Source organism: Moorena sp. SIO3E8 (assembly GCF_010692445.1).
In the GTDB taxonomy this organism is placed as follows: domain Bacteria; phylum Cyanobacteriota; class Cyanobacteriia; order Cyanobacteriales; family Coleofasciculaceae; genus Moorena; species Moorena bouillonii.
In genome coordinates this window covers 20075-41655 of record NZ_JAAHHM010000063.1, presented here as the reverse complement: position 1 = coordinate 41655, position 21581 = coordinate 20075, and the positions used below count along the sequence as shown (strand labels likewise).

The window sequence follows — 21581 nt, the reverse complement described above, 5'->3', positions numbered from 1 at the left end:
TAAAGCCAAGCACAAGCATCTACATTCCCGGGTGGACTGAATAGGCTTGAGCCGGATGAGTGCGAAAGTCTCAAGTCCGGTTCTTAGGGGAGGAGGAGATGGTAACATCTCCTACCTTACCCGACAAACGTCCACGGGAAGAGCCAGCCCACAGATTTTCTCGGGTCTCCGGCTGGCTCTTGGTCCCCATCTAAGGAGATAGATCAATTATGTCCTATTCTGAACGCCTTCATCCGTGGGTGATAGTCCGCCTATTGCCGAAGATGCAACGAGTGATTGTGGCTCGGTTCCGCAACCGATCGGATGCCGAAGGCCACTTGCAGGCTCTGAAACGACTGATGCCCGAAGCGAAATTTATTATTATTTTTGATTTAGGAAAGCCGATGGAACAAGACTCTGAAGACTCTTAGGGATTTGGGTGATTAGTGATGGGATAGCGCTGCACCCAAGGGAGTAGGGAGTAGGGGTTGGGAAATGAAACGGGCAAGATGCCCGTTCCACCAACATTCCGGTTCCAGCAACCGGGTCAAACTACTCTTCCCGATTCCCGATTCCCGATTCCCGATTCCCGATTCCCTAAGTGCAGCGCTATAATAAAAATTATCACAATTCCTACAGGAATTGCTATATTTTGAGCTGACGGCTGACAGCTGACAGCTGTTAGCTAAGAATTTAGGATAAAAACTTCAAGCCTAAAAACAAAGCAGCAATTGTTCCTGAAACACAAATTTCTCCTTGTTGAATTTTTTTCATAACCTCATCTACAGGTACCAAAACAATTTCAACCTCTTCCGTAATATCTAGATTTTGGATACCCGATGGCTGAGCTTGCTCTGCCATAATTAAATGAATTGTATTGGTATCTTTTACCGGATTATCATATAAGGTTGCTAGGGAAAACATATGGTCAGAGACATAACCAGTCTCTTCTTCTAATTCCCTAGCAGCTGCCTTCAGACTATCTTCTACTGTTGAGTTGAAACCACCCCCAGGGAGTTCCAATAAAATTTCTCCCACTCCATGGCGATATTGACGGACAAAAACAACATTGCGATCGCAAGTAATTGCCAGTATCAGCACAATATCCGGTCTAACATTGATGAAGTAGTCATCAACAATTTCACCACTTGGTAATTCTACTTCATCTTGCCTGACTCGACACCATTGGTTGTCAAAAACCAACTTTGATTTCAGGGTTTTCCATGGCTGTATTGAAATCATTAAATTACTGAATAATTACAAAAGGATAAGTTACAGTATTAAGGGTGAAGGTTGAAGGTTACAGGTTACAGGTTACAGGTTGAAGGTTGAAGGTTGAAGGTTACAGGTTACAGGTTACAGGTTGGGTTAGAGGTTGAAGGTTACAGGTTACAGATTGTAGGTTACAGGTGGTAGGTTACAGGTTACAGATTGTAGGTTGTAGGTTACAAATTGGGTTACAGGTTGTATGTAGGTTAGAGGTTACACCTTGTAGGCGAGTATGATCTGGCAAACCTATTATTGACCATCGTCCTAGTAGAGTATAACCTTCAAGCTACCCTTCACCGAACCCCAAAGGCGAACAACCTTGGCCTTTGGCCACGCTACGCGAACAACTAAACAACCTTCAACCTTTAACCAAATAACCTTCAAGCTACCCTTCACCGAACCCCAAAGGCGAACAACCAACTAACCTCCAACCTTAAACTAAATAACCATATACTAAATAAACAATGCGTATTGGCGTTGAAACGTTCACGGTACATAAGCAGTTCCCTTTAACCATCAGTCGTGGCACCACTTCTGAAACCACCAATGTCTGGGTCAGGATCGAACAAGAGGGTATTGAAGCGTGGGGCGAAGGGTCTCCCTTTTCCCTAGGAAAGGCAACTAGCCTCAGCAATAGCTCGTCAGATCCAGGCACAGAAAGTTTCCTAACCCCCACCCCCCATAAGCAAACTACTGAGATTCTGCTGGAAGCCCTAGAGGTGGTTATCCCGATGCTGGAGGCATTTAGTCCTTGGGAACACCAACAAATTGAACGGGTTTTGGAGGAGGTACAGGTGCCATCAGCGGCTTGGGCGTCCATTGATTTGGCAATACATGACTGGCTAGGGAAGCGGGTGGGATTACCCCTCTGGCGGCTGTGGGGATTGAACCGCCGCCGAATTGTACCAATTTCCGCTACGGTAGGCATTAGTGACCCAGAAAAGGCCAGGCAACGGGTGCAGGAATGGATTCCCATTACTGGTGCTCATGTACTGAAAATTAAATTAGGTTCACCTGAGGGGATTGCTGCTGATCAACAGATGATTCTGGCTATCCGAGATGAGGCACCAGAAGCCGAGTTGAGTGTAGATGCCAATGGGGGTTGGAGTTTGGAGGAAGGGGTAGAGATGTGTAACTGGCTGGCGAATCAGGGGGTGAGGCATGTGGAACAACCCCTCGCTCCTGGAAAAGAGGTGGATTTACCCCAGTTGTATAAGCAATCCCCTTTACCAATATTTGTGGATGAAAGTTGCAAGACTTGCCAAGATATTCCGCCATTGGCAAACTGTGTCCATGGTATTAACATCAAACTAATGAAATCCGGTGGTTTAACTGAGGCAATACGGATGGTGCATACCGCAAAAGCTTGTGGGTTGCAGGTGATGTTTGGTTGCTATTCTGACAGTACTCTGGCGAATACAGCAGCTTCTCATCTCTCACCACTCGCAGATTATCTTGATTTAGACAGTCACTTAAACCTAGTAGATGACCCCTTCACAGGGGCAACCCTACAAAATGGGCATTTGATACCGAATAATTTACCAGGACTGGGGGTGAAACGCCGTGAATTTAACCACTAATCGGCGTATGGCGATTCTACTCCATGAAGGGATTCTTGGTTCAAAAGGCAAAACCGGACTGACTCTGTTACGCTATTGCCCAACTGAGATTGTGGTGGTGATCGACCAGCAGTGTGCTGGGCAGTCTTTGTCTAAATTAACTGGAATTCAGGTTAATGTTCCGATTGTAGATTCCGTGTCTGCTGCCCTGGCTTATCAACCAGATATCCTAGCCATTGGTATTGCGCCATCTGGGGGAGCATTACCAGAGCCTTGGTCGCAGGAGGTGAAAGTGGGGGTAGAAGCAGGGTTATCGATTATCAATGGTTTGCATACTCCCATGGCATCTGACCCAGAGTTACAGAAATTACTGCAAGACGGTCAGGTAATTTGGGATATTCGTCGGGAACCGAAGGGATTAGGAATAGCAAGTGCTAAGGCGCGATCGCTACCTTGTCGGCGCATCTTGACAGTAGGTACAGATATGGCAGTGGGCAAAATGTCAGCAGCTCTGGAGTTATATTTGTGCGCCCAACGTCAGGGCATACCATCGAAGTTCCTAGCCACTGGTCAAGCTGGAATTATGATTTCTGGGGATGGCATTCCCTTGGATGGGATTCGGGTAGACTTTGCTGCTGGTGCTGTGGAACAAATGGTACTGCGCTATGGTAATGACCACGACTTATTGATCGTAGAAGGGCAGGGTTCCCTGTTGCATCCTGGTTCCACAGCTACTCTACCGCTAATTCGAGGAACTCAGCCCACGGGATTACTATTGGTCCATCGAGCCGGACAGGAGTCTGTTCGTAATCATGACCATGTGCCGATTCCCCCATTACCTAAAGTGATTGAGCTTTACGAGACTGTTGCTAGTGCTGGTGGGGCATTTGGTCAGGTAAAGGTGATTGCGATCGCACTTAATACTGGCCACTTGGATGATCAAGCTGCCCGGTCGGCCATTGAACAGGTACAAACAGAGACTGGCTTACCTTGTACCGATGCTGTGCGATTTGGAGCAGATGTATTGTTGAAAGCAGCAATTGGTGATCGGGAGTCGGGTTAAGACAAAAATTTACTATACCTCAAACATGTTTCCCATCTCCCCAGCTCCAGCTCCCCAGCTCCCCATCTCCCCATCTCCCCATCTTCCCATCTCCCCATCTCCCCAGCTCCCCAGCTCCCCATCTCCCCATCTCCGGATTAATCTTGGCGTACCTGGCATACTGAAAGAAGGGGGATAGCTACTGTTGAAGAAAATATCAAATAATCTAGCATTATTTACCAAAACGTGTTAGATTTTATCCATGGCACTCATACCCATCCGTAAGGCGGTCGAACTTACGGGACTCTCTGCGAACACTCTAAGGAAGTATGCAGACAATGGCACTCTCAAATGCGAACGAACCCCAGGGGGAACTAGACTCTTTGACTCAACAGATCTTCTCCGTTTTGGAAAAGCTCCAAAGTCTAACAGATCCCGTTGTTACACAGTCTGTTACTGCCGAGTCAGTAGCACTAAACAGCGAGACGATCTCGCTCGCCAAGTCGCCTATCTGCATTCCCTCTTCCCCGAAGCAGAAATTATCAAAGACATCGGTTCCGGCCTCAACTACAAAAGGAAAGGACTTAAAACCATACTGGAGCGAGTTGTCTGCGGAGATAAGCTCACGATTGTTGTTGCCTGTAGAGACCGACTTACCCGATTCGGGTTTGAACTCATTGAGTACTTGGTCAGCCTCAACGGTGGAAAAATCCTGGTTCTCGACCAGCCTAAGAGCTGTCCCGAATCCGAGCTTACCGCAGATCTTCTATCCATCATTCACGTCTTCTCCTGCCGGGTTCACGGACTCAGGAAATACGGTCAAAAAATCAAAGAAGATTCGTCTGTTCCTAAACCCTGAGCAGCGTACGCTAATCCGTAAGTGGTTCGGAGTGTCCCGTTATGTTTTCAATAAAACAGTCAAAATACTCCAGAATGGCGAAGTAAAAGCCAACTGGAAGGCTATTAAGACTGGTATATTAAACGACCTACCCGAGTGGTGCAAGGAAGTTCCTTATCAAATTAAATCGATAGCGATAAAGGATGCTTGCACCGCTGTTAGGGAGGCCAAGAAAAAGTACAAGAAAACGTCACAAATTAACCGAGTAAGGTTTAGGTCTCGAAAGAACCCTATTCAGTCTTGCTATATCCCAAAATCAGCAGTTTCAGAAGCGGGGATATATCACACTAAACTAGGAGAAATAACATACTCTGAGGATTTACCCCCAGAAGTGTGCGATTGCAGACTAACCAGTAATAATGGGGATTACTATTTAGTAGTTCCCCAGAAAGTAGCTGTATCACATGCCGAGAACCAAGGTAGAGTAGTTGCTTTAGACCCTGGAGTCAGAACTTTCATCACTTTTTTCAGCGAGACATCTGTAGGAAAGATTGGGCATGGAGACTTTTCAAGAATCCAGCGACTCTGCCAACATCTGGATAATTTACTGTCTAAGATTAGTAAAGCCAATGGGGGGCAAAAGCGCCGGATGAAGAAAACCGCCAGACGAATGGTTATAAAAGTTCAAAACTTAATCAATGAGCTTCACCACAAGACAGCTAGATTCTTGGTTGACAACTTCGATGTAATTCTTATTCCTACCTTCGAGACATCTCAAATGTCAAAAAAAGGGAACAGAAAAATTAGATCTAAAACCGTTCGTAATATGCTCACCTTCGCTCATTACCGTTTCAAAGAATTTCTAAATCACAAAGCTCAAGAGACGGGGAAAGTAGTATTAGATGTTTGCGAAGCTTACACCAGCAAAACTGTTAGCTGGACAGGCGAACTGATAAACATAGGTGGGAGCAAGACCATAAGGTCAAAGCTTGATGGACTCGTCATGGACAGAGACATCAACGGCGCTCGTGGGATATTTCTACGAGCATTGGTAGATACACCCTGGTTGCGAGAGCAACTTGCATTAGTGGGCTGAAATTTGCTTTTGGTAAATTTTGGTAGCTAAAAAGTATCGGCAAGTAGCAACTACTCCCAGGAAATCTTGACCCAGAAAATTCTAAACGTTAATTACGTTAATTGAGTCAAATGAAACGTGAATCCAACAGTTCTAATGGGATGCCTGAACTTAATTACACAACCTTAGCGATTCTTGGTGGGGTTTTTGTCTTGGGACTTGGGGTTGGTATTGCTTTTAGCTCTGGTGCCACTCTCAATCCAGAAAATGTTGCCTCCCGTGAAGTGATTGACCGCAGCGCGCCAAATCCAGAGCTTTGTATTCAGTATGGTGCCAGTGCGATGGTGACGGATATGCAAGTTTTCGTGACTCTCAATCCCTTTAATGTGTATGTGACCCAGCCCAAGATGCGACCTGGGTGTGTTTTACGTCGGAATAACTGGTCAATTCTGGAACAGAGGAGGCTGATCTCATCGGAACAGGTCCGGGAATGCAAAAATCGGATGAATACTTTTGGTTTCACTGGTGTGCTTGAAGGTACACCAGAAATTCGCTGTATCTATCAAAACGATGCCACCGGTAACTTATTCCTTAATCAAGGCGGTGCCACCGGACCACGAGAAACCGATCAGTTTTGATCTGAGAGGATATCTGAAAAGTTTTTTTATACTGAATTTTGCCCCCCTAGCCCCCCAACTTTGGGGGTAAAAAGAGTCAATTTGTTTCTAAAAGTCCCCCAAAATTGGGGGATTTAGGGGGCTTGGATGTAGCAAATGAGACTTCTCAGACAACCTCTGAGATCTTGAACCAAGTTTAAAATTTATCTGTAAAAGTAGGGAACAGGGAACGGAGAACAGGGAACAGTGATAAAAGATTACTCTCTGTTGATGCAAAGCGCGATTGAGGTAAACTCGCTTTGGCCGACTGCATGGCTTTCAGTAATGAAATTGATTTTTATCACTATCTGTTATTAAGTTTTTTTGTACTGGTGCAAGATCTCAGCTTAGCATTAGTATTTTTATGATAGTGTTTTCGTCAATTCTTACCCCCTGCTCCCGATTCCCGATTCCCGATTCCCGATTCCCGATTCCCGATTCCCGATTCCCGATTCCCGATTCCCGATTCCCTCCAATATAGATAAGGAAATCAAAAAATTTCCTTATCTCGATTTCATAGGTCCTTAATAAGGAGAAGACCAAGAGCGAACTTCGCCTAAAGTCACAGGAATTAAATCGCTAACATCAATGGTAAAGCGGAAGACTTTCTTAGCACGACGGTTGTTTTCTGGGTCAAAGAATTTCAACTGCACATCCCAACAATCACTATCCATCCGACAGAAAGGACTGCGCTGCACTACAATACTATCTAATTCCATGCCAGCTGCTACTGCTTCAGAGAAAGTTTGAGCTGCTTGGAAAGCGTTTGTTGCCGCAAAATTCAGCGCCCGGTCTTGAGAAGTTTGTCCTAAGTTACGCAGATCATAGTAAACCCGGTTGAGGAAACTGCTGAGGCTTTTCCGCATTTGCTCATCATCTGCCTCTGCCTGTTCACCCCGTACCGCTTCCAAAGCAGAAGAAACCAGGGTATTCACCCTCCAACCGTAGATGCCACGAGGACTTACCGGTTCAACCACTGGCACAACTTGCCCAGAGAACAGTTTTACCGTTCTTCCCGTTAACCGTCCAGGGATACTGACCCGTTCAATGTATTGCTCAGAATCTTCTGCTTGTACTTCCCCAGAGAGCAATTCCTGAAATGCAGCATAGACATCTCTGGCAAAGGACCCCGAAGGTTCGAGGGCGTAAATCGGAGTCAACTCCATATTCAGCGTCCAAATTAAGGACTTGGCTTCCGAGAGATTTGCCTCCAGATAGTCCACCATCTGACGGGCATCATAGGGATTTGCTGGCACCTGAGTGCCTTCAATCTCATAAGGTGGCATCAACTGTTTGAAGGAGTCGCGCCGTGCTTCGGTGCCAAAGTCGTAACCTAGGGTTCCGATCACATAAATTATATCGCCACCACTGGCTTGAACGGGCTGGCTGGGGGTAATTGCATTTGCAGTAGTGTTGGACATTCCAGAGATCTCGTGATTTGATGTGGATACAGATGAAGTGGATACAGAGGTCGGGGTGACCGGGGCTTGTGTAGATTGAGGTTCAGAAGCAATAACAGCAACCTCAGTCGGTTGGGCAGGGGCTACCGCTGTCTCAGTTGAGGAGGCCGCAACGGCAGGTTGAGCTTCTGTGGGAGCAACGGCTGAAGTTCCCTCAGCACTGAGTAAGCTTTGGGGGCTGGTTTCTAGTGTTCCGTCACAGCCACAGCCTGATGCTTCAACGGTTGAGAGTTCTTCAGATTCAGACATGGTTTCTCCTGTTAAATCAGTAAACGCCCCAGCAATATTAACCTCACCCACCAAACAACGAGGACGCTGATCGTTTTCCGGTAGGTTACAGGGTAGGGCTGTTTTTAGCAAGGCAGTACGAACTTTTTGGGGGTCAGGTTCTTCACCCCGTTGCCGTTGCAGACTGAGCAAAAGTGCCGCAACTCCACTGATAATGGGGGTGGCAAAGCTGGTGCCACTGAGTCTGACTGTACCACCTCCGGGTTTAGCTCCCAGAATATTCTCTCCCGGAGCCAGAATCCCTTGGTTTTGATAGGTTTGACCCCAATTACTCAGTTCTAGGGGTTGTCCCTGGCCATCCGTGGCTCCAACTGCTAGGACAGCCGGAAGGGCAGCGGGAACGTGTAAACACTCACACCCGTCATTGCCCGCAGCCGCGACAATTAATACATTATTGTCTCGGCACAGACGGACAGCCTGTTGGAGCCAGTCCTCTGCTTCACCATAGTCAGTCAGTTGTCCGCCGCTGATATTGATAATATGCGCTCCGGCATTAACGGCCTGTTCAATGGCACGAGACAAATCCAGTTGGGAGAGGCGGCGACCTTCATCGGCGAAAACAGGTATGACTAACCCCTGGCAGTTTGGGGCAATCCCCTGCACAGGAGAACCATGCTGACCCAAAATCAGACTGGCAACATGAGTGCCATGGCTCGACATCCTCCCACTCGGGTTTGCCTCTCCCTGAACTAACGTTGGCAACCGCTTTAGCCTAGCCCCATCAAAACAAGGATGAGCCTGGTCAACAACCCCATCTAGAACTGCAACCACAACTTGGGAGTCCCCTTTGGTTTTTTCCCAAAGTCCCTGTATTCCTGGGATTTTAGCAATTTCAGACATTGAATCCCAAACTAATTTTGGATTGTTAAGCCATTGGTTAAGATACTATGTCCAGTGGTATAGAAAACTGATATAGCCACAAAACTTAATATTTAGGCACTTGCCTGTAAAAAAAATATCAATTAAATTAGGATGGGCAAAGTTATATATAGAATTTTTAGCGACGTTTGAGGATAAATCTTATGCTTTTAAGGCAAAAGGCAAGCTATCAGCTATCAGCTATCAGCTATCAGCATATGCTTAGATGGGCAAATCCCCAAACTTTCAATTCTGTCAAATCTCGATTAAATTATCCTGTTCGATGTTTATTTTAAGCATTAGGCATTATAGCTGACCGCTGACTGCTGACCGCTGACTGCTGAATGTTAACGGCAAAAGGCAATATTCAAGAGGGGTTTAAAGAAATCAGCCTAAAATAAAGCTTTACCTAATAACTGCGATAAACGCTATTATCTGGAATAATCAAAAAACCAAACTGTTTTTGAGCACCCTCAAAGCTTCTTGATGACCTCTTATCTATTATCTATTGCCTCTTGCCTTTTTCCTTTACCAAATTAAATCGAAATACTATAGTCCAGGGCTATAGTAGGGTGGGCAAAGTTCTATAATCTAGAATACTCAAAAAAAACAAAGTGTTTTTGCCCACCCTACAAGCTATTTACAACGGGCTAGGGCTATAGTTTTTATTAAGGTTTTACGGGAACAGAAGCTAACATAAATTCCCCTACAGAAGACTCTTCATAGTAGTCAATTCCAGTGGCTTTTTGAAAGAGATCAGAATTACCTGCTCCAATTCCGCAGGGGGCTAAATTCATACTGGTGGCAACTAGATAAAAGGTTTGATACATAACTCCAACGTGTTTTAAAATCGTTGCATAGGCCATGGATTGATATTTCCAAAACATTCGTCCGAAGCGGGCGGTAATCACAAATACAACCTGGGGCTGATCATGTTGAGCGCTGGCAAACCAGACATCCTGAACTAATGCTTCCGTTTCTGCGGTCCATGCTGAAACTTGACACAACAAATGGTCTAAGGGGTGATAATGATATAATCCCTGTTTTAATCCTTGACAAGCGTTAACCACGGGATAAATTTCCAATTCATAAATCGCACCCCCACCGGGATAGGGACGGTTACTGACCTCTCCCCGTTCTGTATCGAAGAGTTTTTTCACCCTGGCGCAACGGTAGAGAAACTGTCCTAATTGTTCAAGGGTGATCGGGGTTTCGTCATATCGCCGGATCGAACGGCGAGTTTCTAATGCCTGACTCAAGGGCATATCGGTTTGATTGAGTTCCTCTAAGTTTGGTTTTGCCAAGGGAATCACCACATCGCTCATCAATGGCTTCACCCCAGGCAAGGGGTCAATTTTACCGACATAGGGAAATATGCCACCCAAGGGATTATTATGTCTACCGAGGCGACTCCGGGAATGGAAGAGTAAATCATGAAATTCCCAAAACACTAGCGGTGGAGTTGCTTCTTCGCTCTCAACCTCTTCATCTTCTTCAACAGGACTGGCAAAGGATGCAGACAACATCTGCGCCGCAAACAGTAAACTGAGAAACTGTTGGGCAATCTCTTCAGTAATTCCGGGAATTTCCTGACTTAAGCTAGTAGCGGTTTGGGGTTGAGATAACTGACTCACTAACCCAGGACCCCGCCAGTCGGAAAATTTAATCTTACCTTTGGTAAGGGGAGACTCTAATACCATTTCCCCTTCGACTTGATGGAGATAGGCGAAGCGAGAGAGGGTAAATGCGATGTTCCTTTGGAACCGCTTCGCGAACGCATCCCAATCAATTTCAGGGCAATCGAAGTAATAATCCCCTACCATGGGAATAGCGATCGCAAGGGGGGAAAGCTCAGGGGATGAGGGGGGGATGGCGTGGCAGATCCAGCCCAGTTCAATCAGACGATTCAGGTAAGCATCGAACTTTTCCCGCACTTGTGTGCCATCGGTTTCTAGGATTAAGGTTTGAAGTTGCCCGGGGGTGTGGGTTCCCTGTTTGAGAGCATCTAGAGCAGTTTTTAATCCCGGTTCCGGTTGATGAAATGTCAGCTTACGGCTTGAAGATTGGAGCAGAATATTTCCCTCAACAGGGGTGAGGGTGATTTCGGGTTTGAGGGAAACAGTTAAGGATGAGAAAGTCATTCTTCCAGTCAGAAGTCAACAGTAGGCTGCACTTAACATTAACCCAAGGTGACAGCAGATAACGAGAAGAATTGTTGCGCGTTAGCAACACCCCATCAGTGTTCAAAGTTTTCAAGGTTCAACAGTTCTGATTGAATCCTTAGTATGCATTACTACCAATTTTTTTTCCTAAATTTTCTCAGATGTTAAGGTCATAGCAATATCCTGTTAATATTTGATATAGGCAAACAAATGACAATCGAAATCTACGTCAGCACAGATATTGAAACCGATGGTCTTATCCCTGGACCTCACTCCATGCTCAGCATTGGATCAGCAGCTTATACGGCAGACAAAGAATTAATCGCCACCTTTACCGCTAACCTAGAACCCTTGCCAGGGGCACAAGCTCATCCCAACACCATGAGATGGTGGTCAGAAAACCCTGAAGCTTGGGAAGCATCACGAGTCAACCCAAAGCCTCCAGCACAGGTGATGCAGGCATATCACGCTTGGCTACAAGCATTACCCGGTAAACCGGTCTTTGTTGCCTATCCAGCCACCTTCGACTTTATGTTTGTCTATTGGTATTTGATCAACTTTGTGGGGGATAGTCCCTTTAAGCATTCTGCACTAGACATCCGCTCCTATGCCATGGCATTCCTAAAACGAAACTATAGCGAGTCAGGCAAGAAAAACCTACCGCCTGAGTGGTTAGAGGACATTCCCTTGACCCATGTTGCTCTTGATGATGCCATTCAACAAGGTAAGTTGTTTTGCAATCTCTTACAAAACAACTTACAGCGTGAACATTAGACTTCGCGGCAGTTGTCGGGAACAGGGAACAGCGGATCTGGGAACAGTGGACAAGAATTGACGTAAACACTATCAGAAAAATACTTTTGCAAGAGGTCTATTGATTTAGCTGGCTGGCTATGGAAAGGGATAGGGGCAGCCAGCGTCAGTATCAACTCTTGAGATCGTCAATATAAGCCTTAATAGTAGGTAGTGCTGTCATCTTTTCGTAGAAGAAATTGTTGACAATATTCATGATCTCTGATTGGATTATTTTTGCGTGGGGACCAAGGGGAACCCCCTCCTCCTGACGGCTGATGCAGCGGGATAGACGCAGCAGATGGCGCACGATCTCCAATTCCTCTTCCCCTTCCAAGACCTTGATCACTGACATAATCAGTTCATCAGTCTGATCAAGAATGCTGTCGATATCAAAGACGGTGCTTTTTTCCGTGGCTTCTTGAACCGTTTTTACCAGGGCGTGGACTTGATAAAGTAATGCCGCCGGTTCGTCAAAAAGTTCCCGCAGGAAGGCAGCTTCCTCATACTGCCCATTCAGCCGGAATATATTATACAAACGTTTGGCAGCTTTGCCATAGTTGAGATGATCTTCCTTAACATATTTTTTAACTTGGTCTTGCAACGCCGTCACGTAATCATCCATGACATCGCTGGAAACCTGCTTCACCAGTTTGTTAAAGATGGGAGCAGATTCGGCATCCAGGTAAACCTCTTGAAAATAAGCGTCTAGATAGCCGTCTAAGGGAGTGATTGTACCATCGGGAGCTTCCCAGGTCACATCCAACATGTTGCTAGCGTTGGCCAATTGACCGCGCACTGGATCAGAAATTACCCAGTCCAGCTTACACCAACCGGGATCGTCGGCTACAGAATCCCAGGTGATGATGACAGGATTTCCTTCAGAGTCCCTCGCTTCTATCTTTCCAGCCACAACTTCGTCAGAAGACCACGCGATCGGTGAGCCTTTGCTACAGGGGCGTTCGTTGCAGATAACGTCTTGGGGATAGCTACCAAATTTCAGTTCAATGAATTGAAAATTGTCACCCGACAGGCTGTTGATTGCTTTCTCACGCATAATTCGAGCTAGAATCTGGCAAGCTTCAGCCTTGGTGGGGGCAATAATATTCACCCGCTCGAAGTAGTCACAGTCTCCAGGGTGAGTTTGAACCTTGGATTGAGCGGCTGAACCAGAGAGGGCCAAAGCAGTTTCTACCAGACCAGGAACATCGTCAAATTCCACAATTTTACCGATAGTGCGAAAACGCTCCAGGTCTTTCGGGTCAAAATCCAACATGCTGACTTTGTGACCGAAAACCCCTGTCTTTTCATCGACGACAATATCGCTGCCCTCTGTGGTTTGGGTAATGGAATTCATCCATCGTTCCAATTCTTGTTCATTGAGTTGAACTCCCAATCGCTTGGCGGATTCAATGACGCGGTTCCGTGCATCTGCGGTTTGATCTGGTGTTGTACTCATATCGGATATCCTGAATATATATAATTGATGATCAATGATCAGAAAGGTTAAAAAAACCTAAAACTTTGTAGTCTTGCCAAAGAGCTTGGGCGTTGATTTCACTAGGCTTGCAATGAAATACAATAAGTTAAAAGCAGTGTCAAATGCTAAGTTATTGGCTCCTTTTTAAGAGAGTATGTAAAAAGCTATCATATTTCTGAATGGTTACAGGTAAGATATCAAATTTCTTTACAATGTCTTTAGCAATGCAGATAGGATGGGAAGAGTTCTCAAACAGTTGCAGCAAATCTAGTAGGAGTCAACCCTTAGGATAAATCTAATCATCGAACACAATCGATGCCATGTCAACAATAGCAAAGGGAACAGCGGATCTGGGAACAGCGGATCTGGGAACAGGGAGCAGGGAGTAGGGAACAGGGAACAAACATTCTCTAAATTGATTTAGCTTTGCTAAAGCAAGATTATCGTAATGCTCTGTAGTTGACATCCTCCCACCACTAAATCGAAGATTATAGCGGTGGGAGGATGTCAATTGAGTATAAGATTTTCTCATAATCCCGTTACCAGGATAAAAAAATGGCAGGTATTGACTCAAGTGAGAGCAGCAAGCATTCCTTCGAACAGAAACCACTCAAGTCCTAGGAATGCTGTCAAAAAAAACTCTCGGCCTTACAATACCATGAAAACCAGAATTGCAACACTTCTGGCTAAACTATAGGTAGCAGATAATTTACTTATACTCTAATTTTGTTTGGAGTAAATCATAACAATAATCAGCTAATTCGTTAGTTCTTTCATTGATTTGCTCCTCTCCCCATGTTTGATAGTTATTGGCTACAAACTCTCGGGTTAGATAAAACTCGGATTCCTGATAAATTTTGATCTTTTCTTGAAACGATTTATTACCAGCTTTTTGATTTAAATTCTTGCCTAAAGGAAGTAGGTTTCCTATCTTTCCAAGACAATCATCTTTCCCAGAGGATTGTGGCAATATATGCTCAAGGGTAAGATCCTCTGGTTGAAATTCTTTGGTTTCACTTTTTGAAACTTCAATCAAAACAAAAATATAATTGATAAGTTTTTGATTGTTAGGATATTTTAATTTTTCAAATTTTTCTTGAAAAATATTTTTATTAGGGATTCTTTTTTTAAGTTGATTCTTAAAATTCATAATTATATCTGTTAGATTTTTTTGAGACTTAGCTTGAAAAATATCTCTAGCAGCTTTTGAATAACTTGCCTCAATTCCTGAAGGTCGCATAGAGCAAACTGCCGTAAAAGTAAAATGAAATGTTTCAATAAATTTTAAAATATTTTTCAACTCACTGAACTTAATTATTTTGGCTTCTTTAGCTCTAAATAAACTTAAAATAAAAGGACGATTTTGGCTGACATTAAAAATTTTTAGAGCATTTAATGATCTATAAATATCTTTATCGTGTTGATGTTTCCAATCATCCAAATTAGGAGATGCTATTTTTATATATTTTTCAGCGTCGCTAATCAGATCATCAATAAACTGACTGGCATTTATTTCATTAGTATTCCATTTTTTTCTAAAAGCTTTATATAAGTGTTTAGCACTTACATAGGAATATCTTGAGATCCACCAATGTCTAACAAATGTTTCCAAACTACCAAGCCCCTCTCGTGAAGACATCAAGGATCTTAATTTTTTCCATTTTGTTTTTGCGGTATCATCAGGATGCTGTTTCTTAAGCTCTTTAAAAAGCTTATTCTTAATCAGATCTACAAAACTGAGATTAATACCCCTAGCATTGAGGGTTTCAAATATTGTATAAGCTTGATCTTCCTCCTTTACTGTAATGTAAATTACCTTTAGATAGGACAACACTTGGTCTCTGATTTCTTTCAAAAGCCTTTCATAGTTAGAATTTTGATCTATTTGAAAATCTTTAAAGACTTCGGATAATTTTTCTCGATCTAGGTTATCGTATAGCTGATTATAACTTTTCAAAAGTGTTTTTTCTTCTTCTGTATTGGGTTTATTTTTGTTTTTTTCAATGTCTTGAATCCTGGTTTGAAAAAACGGCTTAGGACTTTCATTTTTAAGTTTAAAATAATCTTCGCCATCACTATCTTTTCCAGCAATAAAGTTATTATATATTGCTTCAGCTAAAGTTTTGTTTTCGATTGTCATAAAACGCTCGCATAGTGCAGAGAGAAAAATCGTTAAAGTAGTGAGTCGTTGTTGACCATCAACAATCTTTAATTCTTGTGATTTGTCCTCCCCAACTAAAACAAGAGCACCTATAAAATGCTCTTCATGGTGAAACTCATTATTGTCTTTAATCTCAATATTGAAGATTATATCTTCCCACAACTCATTAACTTCTTCTGTTGACCAAGAATATTCTCGCTGAAATCTAGGAACAATATACTTTTTGTTAGCTGCAAAAATATCATTAATTGTTTTAGTATATGCATGAAGTTCCATAGGTTATGATCTGTAGGTTAACTAAAAAACAACATTAGTTTTGTGATAACTCACAGGGATATAGCAGTTATTAATTGGGTGAGTTACACAAGTTCGGGATTTTAGGGAACAGGGAACAGGGAAAAAATTATGTGTACCTCATAGGTATGATAAACGCTAGATCTCTGATTGTGATCAGAAGATACAACCTTAGTATAACCAAAAAATTTTGTCTTAATAACAAGTTGTAAAAAGCAATTTACCCGATCAAGCATCAAGCATCAACCATCAAGCATCAACCATCAACCATCAAGCTTCCAACCTTTTAATCTGTCCTGCTTGCACTGAAAGAATCTGAGACGAATTCAGCCATTGGGAATCAAAAGCTCCCAAGTGAGTAGTAGTAATTAAAGTCTGAAACCGATCCTGAATAGCATCCAACAGTAAATTTTGCCGATTCAGGTCTAGTTCAGCTAATACATCATCTAGTAACAACAAAGGTGGCTCTCCCACCACCTCTTCAATCAGCTTCAATTCTGCTAACTTGAGCGCTAATACTAACGTTCGCTGTTGACCCTGAGAACCATAGGACTTTGCAGGGGTCTGATTAATGGTAAACTGTACTTCATCCCGGTGAGGACCGACTAGGGTTCTCCCTTGATGAAATTCAGGAAGGGAGAACTGTTGGATTTTCTCTAGAAAAGCCTGCTTGACTAGATCTGGGTCATCTTTGGAAAGACTGACATTGGGAGCATAGGTAATATCCAATACCTCTGTCTTGCCACTAATACTAGCGTGCCATGCTTGGGCTAAAGGAGCTAACCGTTTTAGCATTCTCTCTCGACGGCGGGTGACTCGTGAGCCAGCAGTAGCCAGTTGGGCATCCCACAACCCTAGCTCGGCATTGTACTGGTTGGATACCGATGGATCAACTTCCCCTTCTTGTTGAAGTTTACGGATTTTTTTGAGCAAAGCATTGCGCTGTCGCAATACCTGGTTATATTGCTGCAAAATATAAGCATAAATTGGTTCTAGCTGAGTCAGAATCGAATCGAGCCAGGCGCGACGCCGCTCTGGTGCTCCTCGCACCAGTTCCAAATCCAGGCTAGAAAACTGTACCGCATTCAGAATACCTAAAAAGTCCAACTGCCGACGCAAGGATTCTTGATTGAGAGCAACAGTACGCCTTCCCTGACTGCGCAAGGTTAATCCTAGTTCTACTGAACCATAGGCTCGTTCTAGAGTAGCCCGAATCTCAGCAATAGGAGTAGTTTCTAAGACCAATTCGCGATCGCGTGCTGACCGATGACTCTTGAGGGTAGAGAGCAACTCTACTGCCTCTAGTAGATTCGATTTCCCCTGAGCATTATTACCCAGTAAAATTGTCTTGGGAGCATCGAAGTTAACCAGGCAATCTCTGTAGTTACGAAACTGTCGCAGGTGTAGGCTCTTAAGGTACATCCATTTAAGGTTACAGGTTGGGGGTTAGCAGGTTGTTCGCGTAGCGTGGCCTTTTGGCCAAGGTTAACAGGTTGAAAGTTAGCAGGTTGTTCGCGTAGCGTGGCCTTTTGGCCAAGGTTAAGAGGTTGAAGGTTAATCGGTTGAAGGTTAATCGGTTGAAGGTTAATCGGTTGAAGGTTAATCGGTTGAAGGTTAATCGGTTGTTTGCCCAAGGCATCTCTTGTAGGGTTGGTTAGCTGGTTGAAAGTTAGCAGGTTCTAGGTTAGCAGGTTCTAGATTAATAGGTTAACAGGCTTAAGATTACAAGTCTGATCTGAACTAAAAAAAATCTCTAACCGTCCAACCAGCTAAGCTTCAACCTTCAACCAGCTAACCTTGGCCAAAAGGCCACGCTTTCGGCAAAGCCGTTCGCGTAGCGTGGCCTTCGGCCTCCGCTGCGCGAACGCGAACAACCAGCTAACCTTAAACCTTCAACCTCCCAACCTTAAACCTTCAACCTCCCAACCTTAAACCTTCAACCTTTAAGCTGCAACCTCCCAACCAGCTAAGCTTCAGGCGTTGCTGAATTAAGGAATGAATGCGCAATCATCTGGTGCATGTTAAAGCCCCCGTGGGTCCCCCAACTTTGCGGTGCGACCCAAGGGCGATTTACTCGCCCGCTTAAGGCGCGCACCGAGAGGGACTTTGAACGTCTTATTCCCCCCAGCGAGGGATTGCTCGCTGGGGGGTTAGGGGGGCGAAACCATACCCAGAATCAGCAACGCCAAGCTTCAACCTTCAACCAGCTAAGCTTCAACCTTCAACCAGCTAAGCTTCAACCTCCCAACCAGCTAACCTTCAACCTCCCAACCAGCTAACCTTCAACCTTCAACCTCCCAACCTTAAAGCTTCAACCTCCCAACCAGCTAACCTTCAACCTTCAACCTCCCAACCTTAAAGCTTCAACCTCCCAACCAGCTAACCTTCAACCAGCTAACCTTCAACCAGCTAACCTTCAACCAGCTAACCTTCAACCAGCTAACCTTCAACCAGCTAACCTTCAACCAGCTAACCTTGAACTTTTCCCTTGCTAAACCAACGAATAAATAATTTCTCCAGCTCAACCCAAACAAATAGTGATGTACTAAAGCCAAGACAGACAGCGAATTCCATCATAGTCAGAGGCTCAGTGCCAAAGAAGTCTTGCAAAAAGGGTACATAGACCAGTAGCAGCTGTAAGAGAGTAGTCACAGTAACTGCCAACAGCAAATAAGGGTTAGATAATGGGTTTAATTCCAGAGTAATGCGTTTGTTGGAGCGGACTGCCAGGGCGTGGCCCATTTGAGCAATACATAGGGTAGTAAATACCATTGTCTTCCAGTGAGGGAAGTATCCATAGGCAATTGCCATTAAGGTAATGTTGAAAATGGCAAAAACAATACCAATGCGCACCATATAAGACCCCAACCCTCTGGCAAAAATACTTTCCCGAGGACTAAAAGGCGATCGCTTCATCACATCCGGTTCTGCTGGTTCCACAGCTAGGGCAAGAGCGGGTAAACCATCAGTGACTAGGTTCATCCAGAGAATTTGTAAGGGTGTGAGGGGAACATCTGGTAGTCCCATGATTGGGGCTGCGGCAATAGTTAATACCTCACCGATGTTACTGCCCAGGATGTATCTAATAAAGCGACGAATATTGTCATATACTGTCCGACCTTCTTCTGTGGCAGCAACAATGGTGGCAAAGTTGTCATCTAACAGCACCATATCGCTGGCTTCTTTACTGACATCGGTTCCGGTAATTCCCATAGCAATACCAATGTCAGCTTGCTTGAGAGCGGGTGCATCATTCACCCCATCTCCCGTCATCGCAACAAATTTACCCCGACCCTGGAGTGCCTGAACGATTCTGAGTTTGTGTTCGGGAGCAACACGAGCATAAATGCTGACTTGGTCTACCTGTTCCTCTAGATCGAGCTGGGAAAGCTTTTGTAACTCCTGACCAGTCAGTACCTGATCACCTTGATTAGCAATTCCCAAATCCTGGGCAATCGCTCTAGCGGTAAGTTTGTGGTCTCCAGTAATCATAATCGGACGAATTCCAGCATTCCGGCACAGCTGAACTGCTTCTCGTACCTCTGGGCGTGGAGCATCCAACATTCCCACTAACCCCAACCACACCAACCCTTGCTCTAAGGTTTCATGGTCTGCTTCTGGAGCTGATAAGCTATCTAGGGACTTATAGGCAAAACCTAGCACTCGCAAACCAGCCCCTGCCATTTGGTTATTCTGTTCCAAAATCTGTTGCCGCTGGTCTTCTGTCAAGGGTTGACACCCTAGAGTTCCTCCTGCTAAGTCATCATTATGTATTGATGAAGTGCAATGCTCTAACACCAATTCTGGAGACCCTTTGGTCAACATCATGTAACCGGTCAGTTGTCGGTTCTCGGTTGTTCCCGTAGCGTGGCCGAAAGGCCAAGGTTGTTCCCCTTTGGCGTTCGAGTAGGGTAACTGAGCAGGTAAGTTAGCAGGTTGAGAGTTATCTGGAGAACTATCCCACTGACAAATCACACTCATACGCTTACGCTCAGAGGAAAAGGGAATTTCATCCACACGGGAATACTGTTGACTCAGAGGTTCCTTATCCACACCCCCTTTACCAGCCAGAGCAATTAATGCTCCTTCTGTGGGGTCTCCTAAAATCTTCCACTCCCCCTGTTCATACTGCAAGATGGCATCATTACACAGAGCACAAGCTAGAAGTAGGGGTTCGAGTTCGGGATACTGTTCTGTAGTAATGGGCTGATTGTTTAGGAGAAATTCCCCTACAGGTTCATAACCATTCCCAGTCACCTGAATACTAGTGTTGAGGGTATCCACCCGTTGCACAACCATTTTGTTTTGGGTCAGGGTACCAGTTTTATCAGAACAAATCGTAGTAACACTTCCTAAGGTTTCCACAGCTGGTAGTTTGCGGATTAGAGCATGACGGCGTACCATTCTCTGGGTTCCTAGGGCTAAGGTAACAGTCACCACCGCTGGCAAGCCTTCTGGAACTACAGCAACTGCCATACTTAAAGAAACTTCTACCAGTTGTTGGAACACACTCAAGTCCCAACCGCTTACGCCCAAGCCAATGATAATTACTAGTGCTACTAGCAACAGCGAACCGGTTACCAAGACTTTTCCCAGCTGAGACATGCGCTGTTGCAGAGGTGTCGGTTCACTTTCCACCCCTTGTAGCATCTGGGCAATTTTACCCAGTTCCGTATTCATCCCAGTACCAGTAACTAGAACTTTACCTCTGCCTTGGACAACTTCAGTTCCCTGAAAAACTAAATTAATGCGATCGCCTATGGGAGTATCTTCCGATAGCTCCACCTCTACGGTTTTATTGACAGCATTAGCTTCCCCAGTCAGTGCAGATTCTCTGACCTGCAAATTCGATGCCTCGATCAGCCTACCATCTGCTCCAACTTGTACCCCAGCTTCCAGCAACATGATGTCCCCTGGCACAAGCTGTGGACTATCTATCTCTAAGGTACGACCATCCCGCAGCACTCGTACCTTAGGGGATGCCATACTTTTCAGGGCTGCTAGGGCTTTTTCAGCACGGCTTTCCTGGAGATACCCGAGGATGCCATTGAGAATCACGATTGATAGGATAGCAATCGTATCTTTGAAGGGGAATTCACTGGCCTTTTCTGAGGCTTGTTGCAGATTGATCAGATCTAAAATCCCGGAAACTATCGCTACTGCAATCAGCATCAGCAGCATGATGTCCTTGAATTGGTCAAGGAACATTGCCCAGGAACTGCGCTTTGCTTTTTCCTCTAGTTCATTTAAGCCATAGTATTGTAAGCGCTGTGATACCTGTTGAGAGGTCAAACCCACTTGAGGGTCACAGTCGGATTCTGCTAAAGAATTTTCGACAGATTGGGTGTACCACGCTTTTAACGGGTCAGGCAATAAATTAGAATGGGTCAATGGATTCACCGGGAATGTTTGCGTTTAGATGATATGCATTCGATCATAAAAATTTCCTAGGGAGTTTGGAAACCAAGACTATAATCGAATCTAGCGCAACAAAATAGCACCAGATGCAGCAAGTGAAGATCTGTTGTTCAAAGTCTGTATTCTACAGATAGGCAGTTGGCGCTAATCCTAGTAATTTAGTCCGTATTTGATCAGGTTTTATTTACTGTTGAAGCTCAACGGTTGACCATTGACGGTAATCGTCAGAGTTGAAATAATTTAATCTAGG

The 21581-nt window shown here is 44.6% G+C and carries 19 protein-coding genes; 9 read left to right on the top strand and 10 right to left on the bottom strand.

The genetic code is table 11. The features are described from left to right. Positions 1–209 precede the first annotated feature (209 nt). Positions 210–410, top strand: a complete 201-nt coding sequence (locus F6K46_RS23405) for a hypothetical protein (RefSeq protein WP_293066485.1) — start codon at positions 210–212, stop codon at positions 408–410. Positions 411–488: 78 nt separating this feature from the next. After that, positions 489–635: a hypothetical protein gene (locus F6K46_RS23400; protein ID WP_293066482.1), complete on the top strand. Its 147-nt coding sequence runs from the start codon at positions 489–491 to the stop codon at positions 633–635. A 37-nt stretch (positions 636–672) separates the two neighbouring features. Here the strand turns inward: F6K46_RS23400 and F6K46_RS23395 are convergent, their stop codons facing one another. Next, on the bottom strand, positions 673–1221 hold the full coding sequence (locus tag F6K46_RS23395) for an NUDIX hydrolase (RefSeq protein WP_293066479.1): 549 nt from the start codon (positions 1219–1221) through the stop codon (positions 673–675). Between the two features lie 491 nt (positions 1222–1712). Here F6K46_RS23395 and F6K46_RS23390 point away from each other — a divergent pair, with 491 nt between their 5' ends. Beyond that, the gene (locus F6K46_RS23390; protein ID WP_293066476.1) at positions 1713–2828 is read left to right on the top strand and encodes a dipeptide epimerase; all 1116 of its coding nucleotides are present in this window, start codon (positions 1713–1715) and stop codon (positions 2826–2828) included. Next, on the top strand, positions 2812–3870 hold the full coding sequence (locus F6K46_RS23385; RefSeq protein ID WP_293066473.1) for a DUF1611 domain-containing protein: 1059 nt from the start codon (positions 2812–2814) through the stop codon (positions 3868–3870). The genes F6K46_RS23390 and F6K46_RS23385 overlap by 17 nt, the downstream gene beginning before the upstream one ends. Here the strand turns inward: F6K46_RS23385 and F6K46_RS23380 are convergent. Continuing rightward, positions 3867–3992 (bottom strand): hypothetical protein, encoded by a 126-nt coding sequence (locus F6K46_RS23380; protein ID WP_293066470.1) that lies wholly within the window; start codon positions 3990–3992, stop codon positions 3867–3869. The two genes, F6K46_RS23385 and F6K46_RS23380, sit on opposite strands and share 4 nt — an antisense overlap. Positions 3993–4111: 119 nt before the next feature. On the opposite strand from F6K46_RS23380, the gene F6K46_RS23375 reads away from it, so the two are divergent. The 3 genes from F6K46_RS23375 to F6K46_RS23365 all read left to right on the top strand — a co-directional run bounded on the left by F6K46_RS23375 (position 4112) and on the right by F6K46_RS23365 (position 6400). Beyond that, positions 4112–4708: an IS607 family transposase gene (locus F6K46_RS23375; RefSeq protein ID WP_293066467.1), complete on the top strand. Its 597-nt coding sequence runs from the start codon at positions 4112–4114 to the stop codon at positions 4706–4708. Further along, positions 4611–5783 (top strand): transposase, encoded by a 1173-nt coding sequence (locus F6K46_RS23370; protein ID WP_366510842.1) that lies wholly within the window; start codon positions 4611–4613, stop codon positions 5781–5783. The genes F6K46_RS23375 and F6K46_RS23370 overlap by 98 nt, the downstream gene beginning before the upstream one ends. A 110-nt stretch (positions 5784–5893) precedes the next feature. Further along, the gene (locus F6K46_RS23365; protein ID WP_293066464.1) at positions 5894–6400 is read left to right on the top strand and encodes a DUF3172 domain-containing protein; all 507 of its coding nucleotides are present in this window, start codon (positions 5894–5896) and stop codon (positions 6398–6400) included. A 542-nt stretch (positions 6401–6942) separates the two neighbouring features. Here F6K46_RS23365 and F6K46_RS23360 read toward each other — a convergent pair. After that, positions 6943–9006 (bottom strand): PatA/PatG family cyanobactin maturation protease, encoded by a 2064-nt coding sequence (locus tag F6K46_RS23360; protein WP_293066462.1) that lies wholly within the window; start codon positions 9004–9006, stop codon positions 6943–6945. Positions 9007–9692: 686 nt separating this feature from the next. Then, positions 9693–11165: a SagB family peptide dehydrogenase gene (locus F6K46_RS23355; protein ID WP_293066459.1), complete on the bottom strand. Its 1473-nt coding sequence runs from the start codon at positions 11163–11165 to the stop codon at positions 9693–9695. A 231-nt stretch (positions 11166–11396) separates the two neighbouring features. On the opposite strand from F6K46_RS23355, the gene F6K46_RS23350 reads away from it, so the two are divergent. Further along, entirely contained in the window at positions 11397–11960 is a 564-nt protein-coding gene (locus tag F6K46_RS23350; protein WP_075900645.1) for a 3'-5' exoribonuclease, read from the top strand. A gap of 151 nt (positions 11961–12111) precedes the next feature. Here the strand turns inward: F6K46_RS23350 and F6K46_RS23345 are convergent, their stop codons facing one another. The 5 genes from F6K46_RS23345 to F6K46_RS23325 all read right to left on the bottom strand — a co-directional run bounded on the left by F6K46_RS23345 (position 12112) and on the right by F6K46_RS23325 (position 17547). Beyond that, positions 12112–13437 (bottom strand): hypothetical protein, encoded by a 1326-nt coding sequence (locus tag F6K46_RS23345; protein ID WP_075900647.1) that lies wholly within the window; start codon positions 13435–13437, stop codon positions 12112–12114. A gap of 316 nt (positions 13438–13753) precedes the next feature. Continuing rightward, positions 13754–13924 carry a hypothetical protein gene (locus tag F6K46_RS23340; protein WP_293117396.1) on the bottom strand — a complete coding sequence of 57 codons (171 nt, stop codon included), beginning with the start codon at positions 13922–13924 and terminating at the stop codon, positions 13754–13756. Positions 13925–14167: 243 nt separating this feature from the next. Further along, positions 14168–15895 carry a DUF262 domain-containing HNH endonuclease family protein gene (locus F6K46_RS23335; RefSeq protein WP_293063309.1) on the bottom strand — a complete coding sequence of 576 codons (1728 nt, stop codon included), beginning with the start codon at positions 15893–15895 and terminating at the stop codon, positions 14168–14170. Between the two features lie 288 nt (positions 15896–16183). After that, the gene (gene recF, locus F6K46_RS23330; protein WP_293063311.1) at positions 16184–17284 is read right to left on the bottom strand and encodes a DNA replication/repair protein RecF; all 1101 of its coding nucleotides are present in this window, start codon (positions 17282–17284) and stop codon (positions 16184–16186) included. Beyond that, positions 17215–17547 carry a hypothetical protein gene (locus F6K46_RS23325; RefSeq protein WP_293063307.1) on the bottom strand — a complete coding sequence of 111 codons (333 nt, stop codon included), beginning with the start codon at positions 17545–17547 and terminating at the stop codon, positions 17215–17217. The genes recF and F6K46_RS23325 overlap by 70 nt, the downstream gene beginning before the upstream one ends. A 163-nt stretch (positions 17548–17710) precedes the next feature. Here F6K46_RS23325 and F6K46_RS23320 point away from each other — a divergent pair, with 163 nt between their 5' ends. Continuing rightward, positions 17711–17845: a hypothetical protein gene (locus F6K46_RS23320; protein WP_293063305.1), complete on the top strand. Its 135-nt coding sequence runs from the start codon at positions 17711–17713 to the stop codon at positions 17843–17845. A 537-nt stretch (positions 17846–18382) separates the two neighbouring features. Here the strand turns inward: F6K46_RS23320 and F6K46_RS23315 are convergent. Then, positions 18383–21313 carry a cation-translocating P-type ATPase gene (locus tag F6K46_RS23315; protein ID WP_293063303.1) on the bottom strand — a complete coding sequence of 977 codons (2931 nt, stop codon included), beginning with the start codon at positions 21311–21313 and terminating at the stop codon, positions 18383–18385. Positions 21314–21581 lie beyond the last annotated feature (268 nt).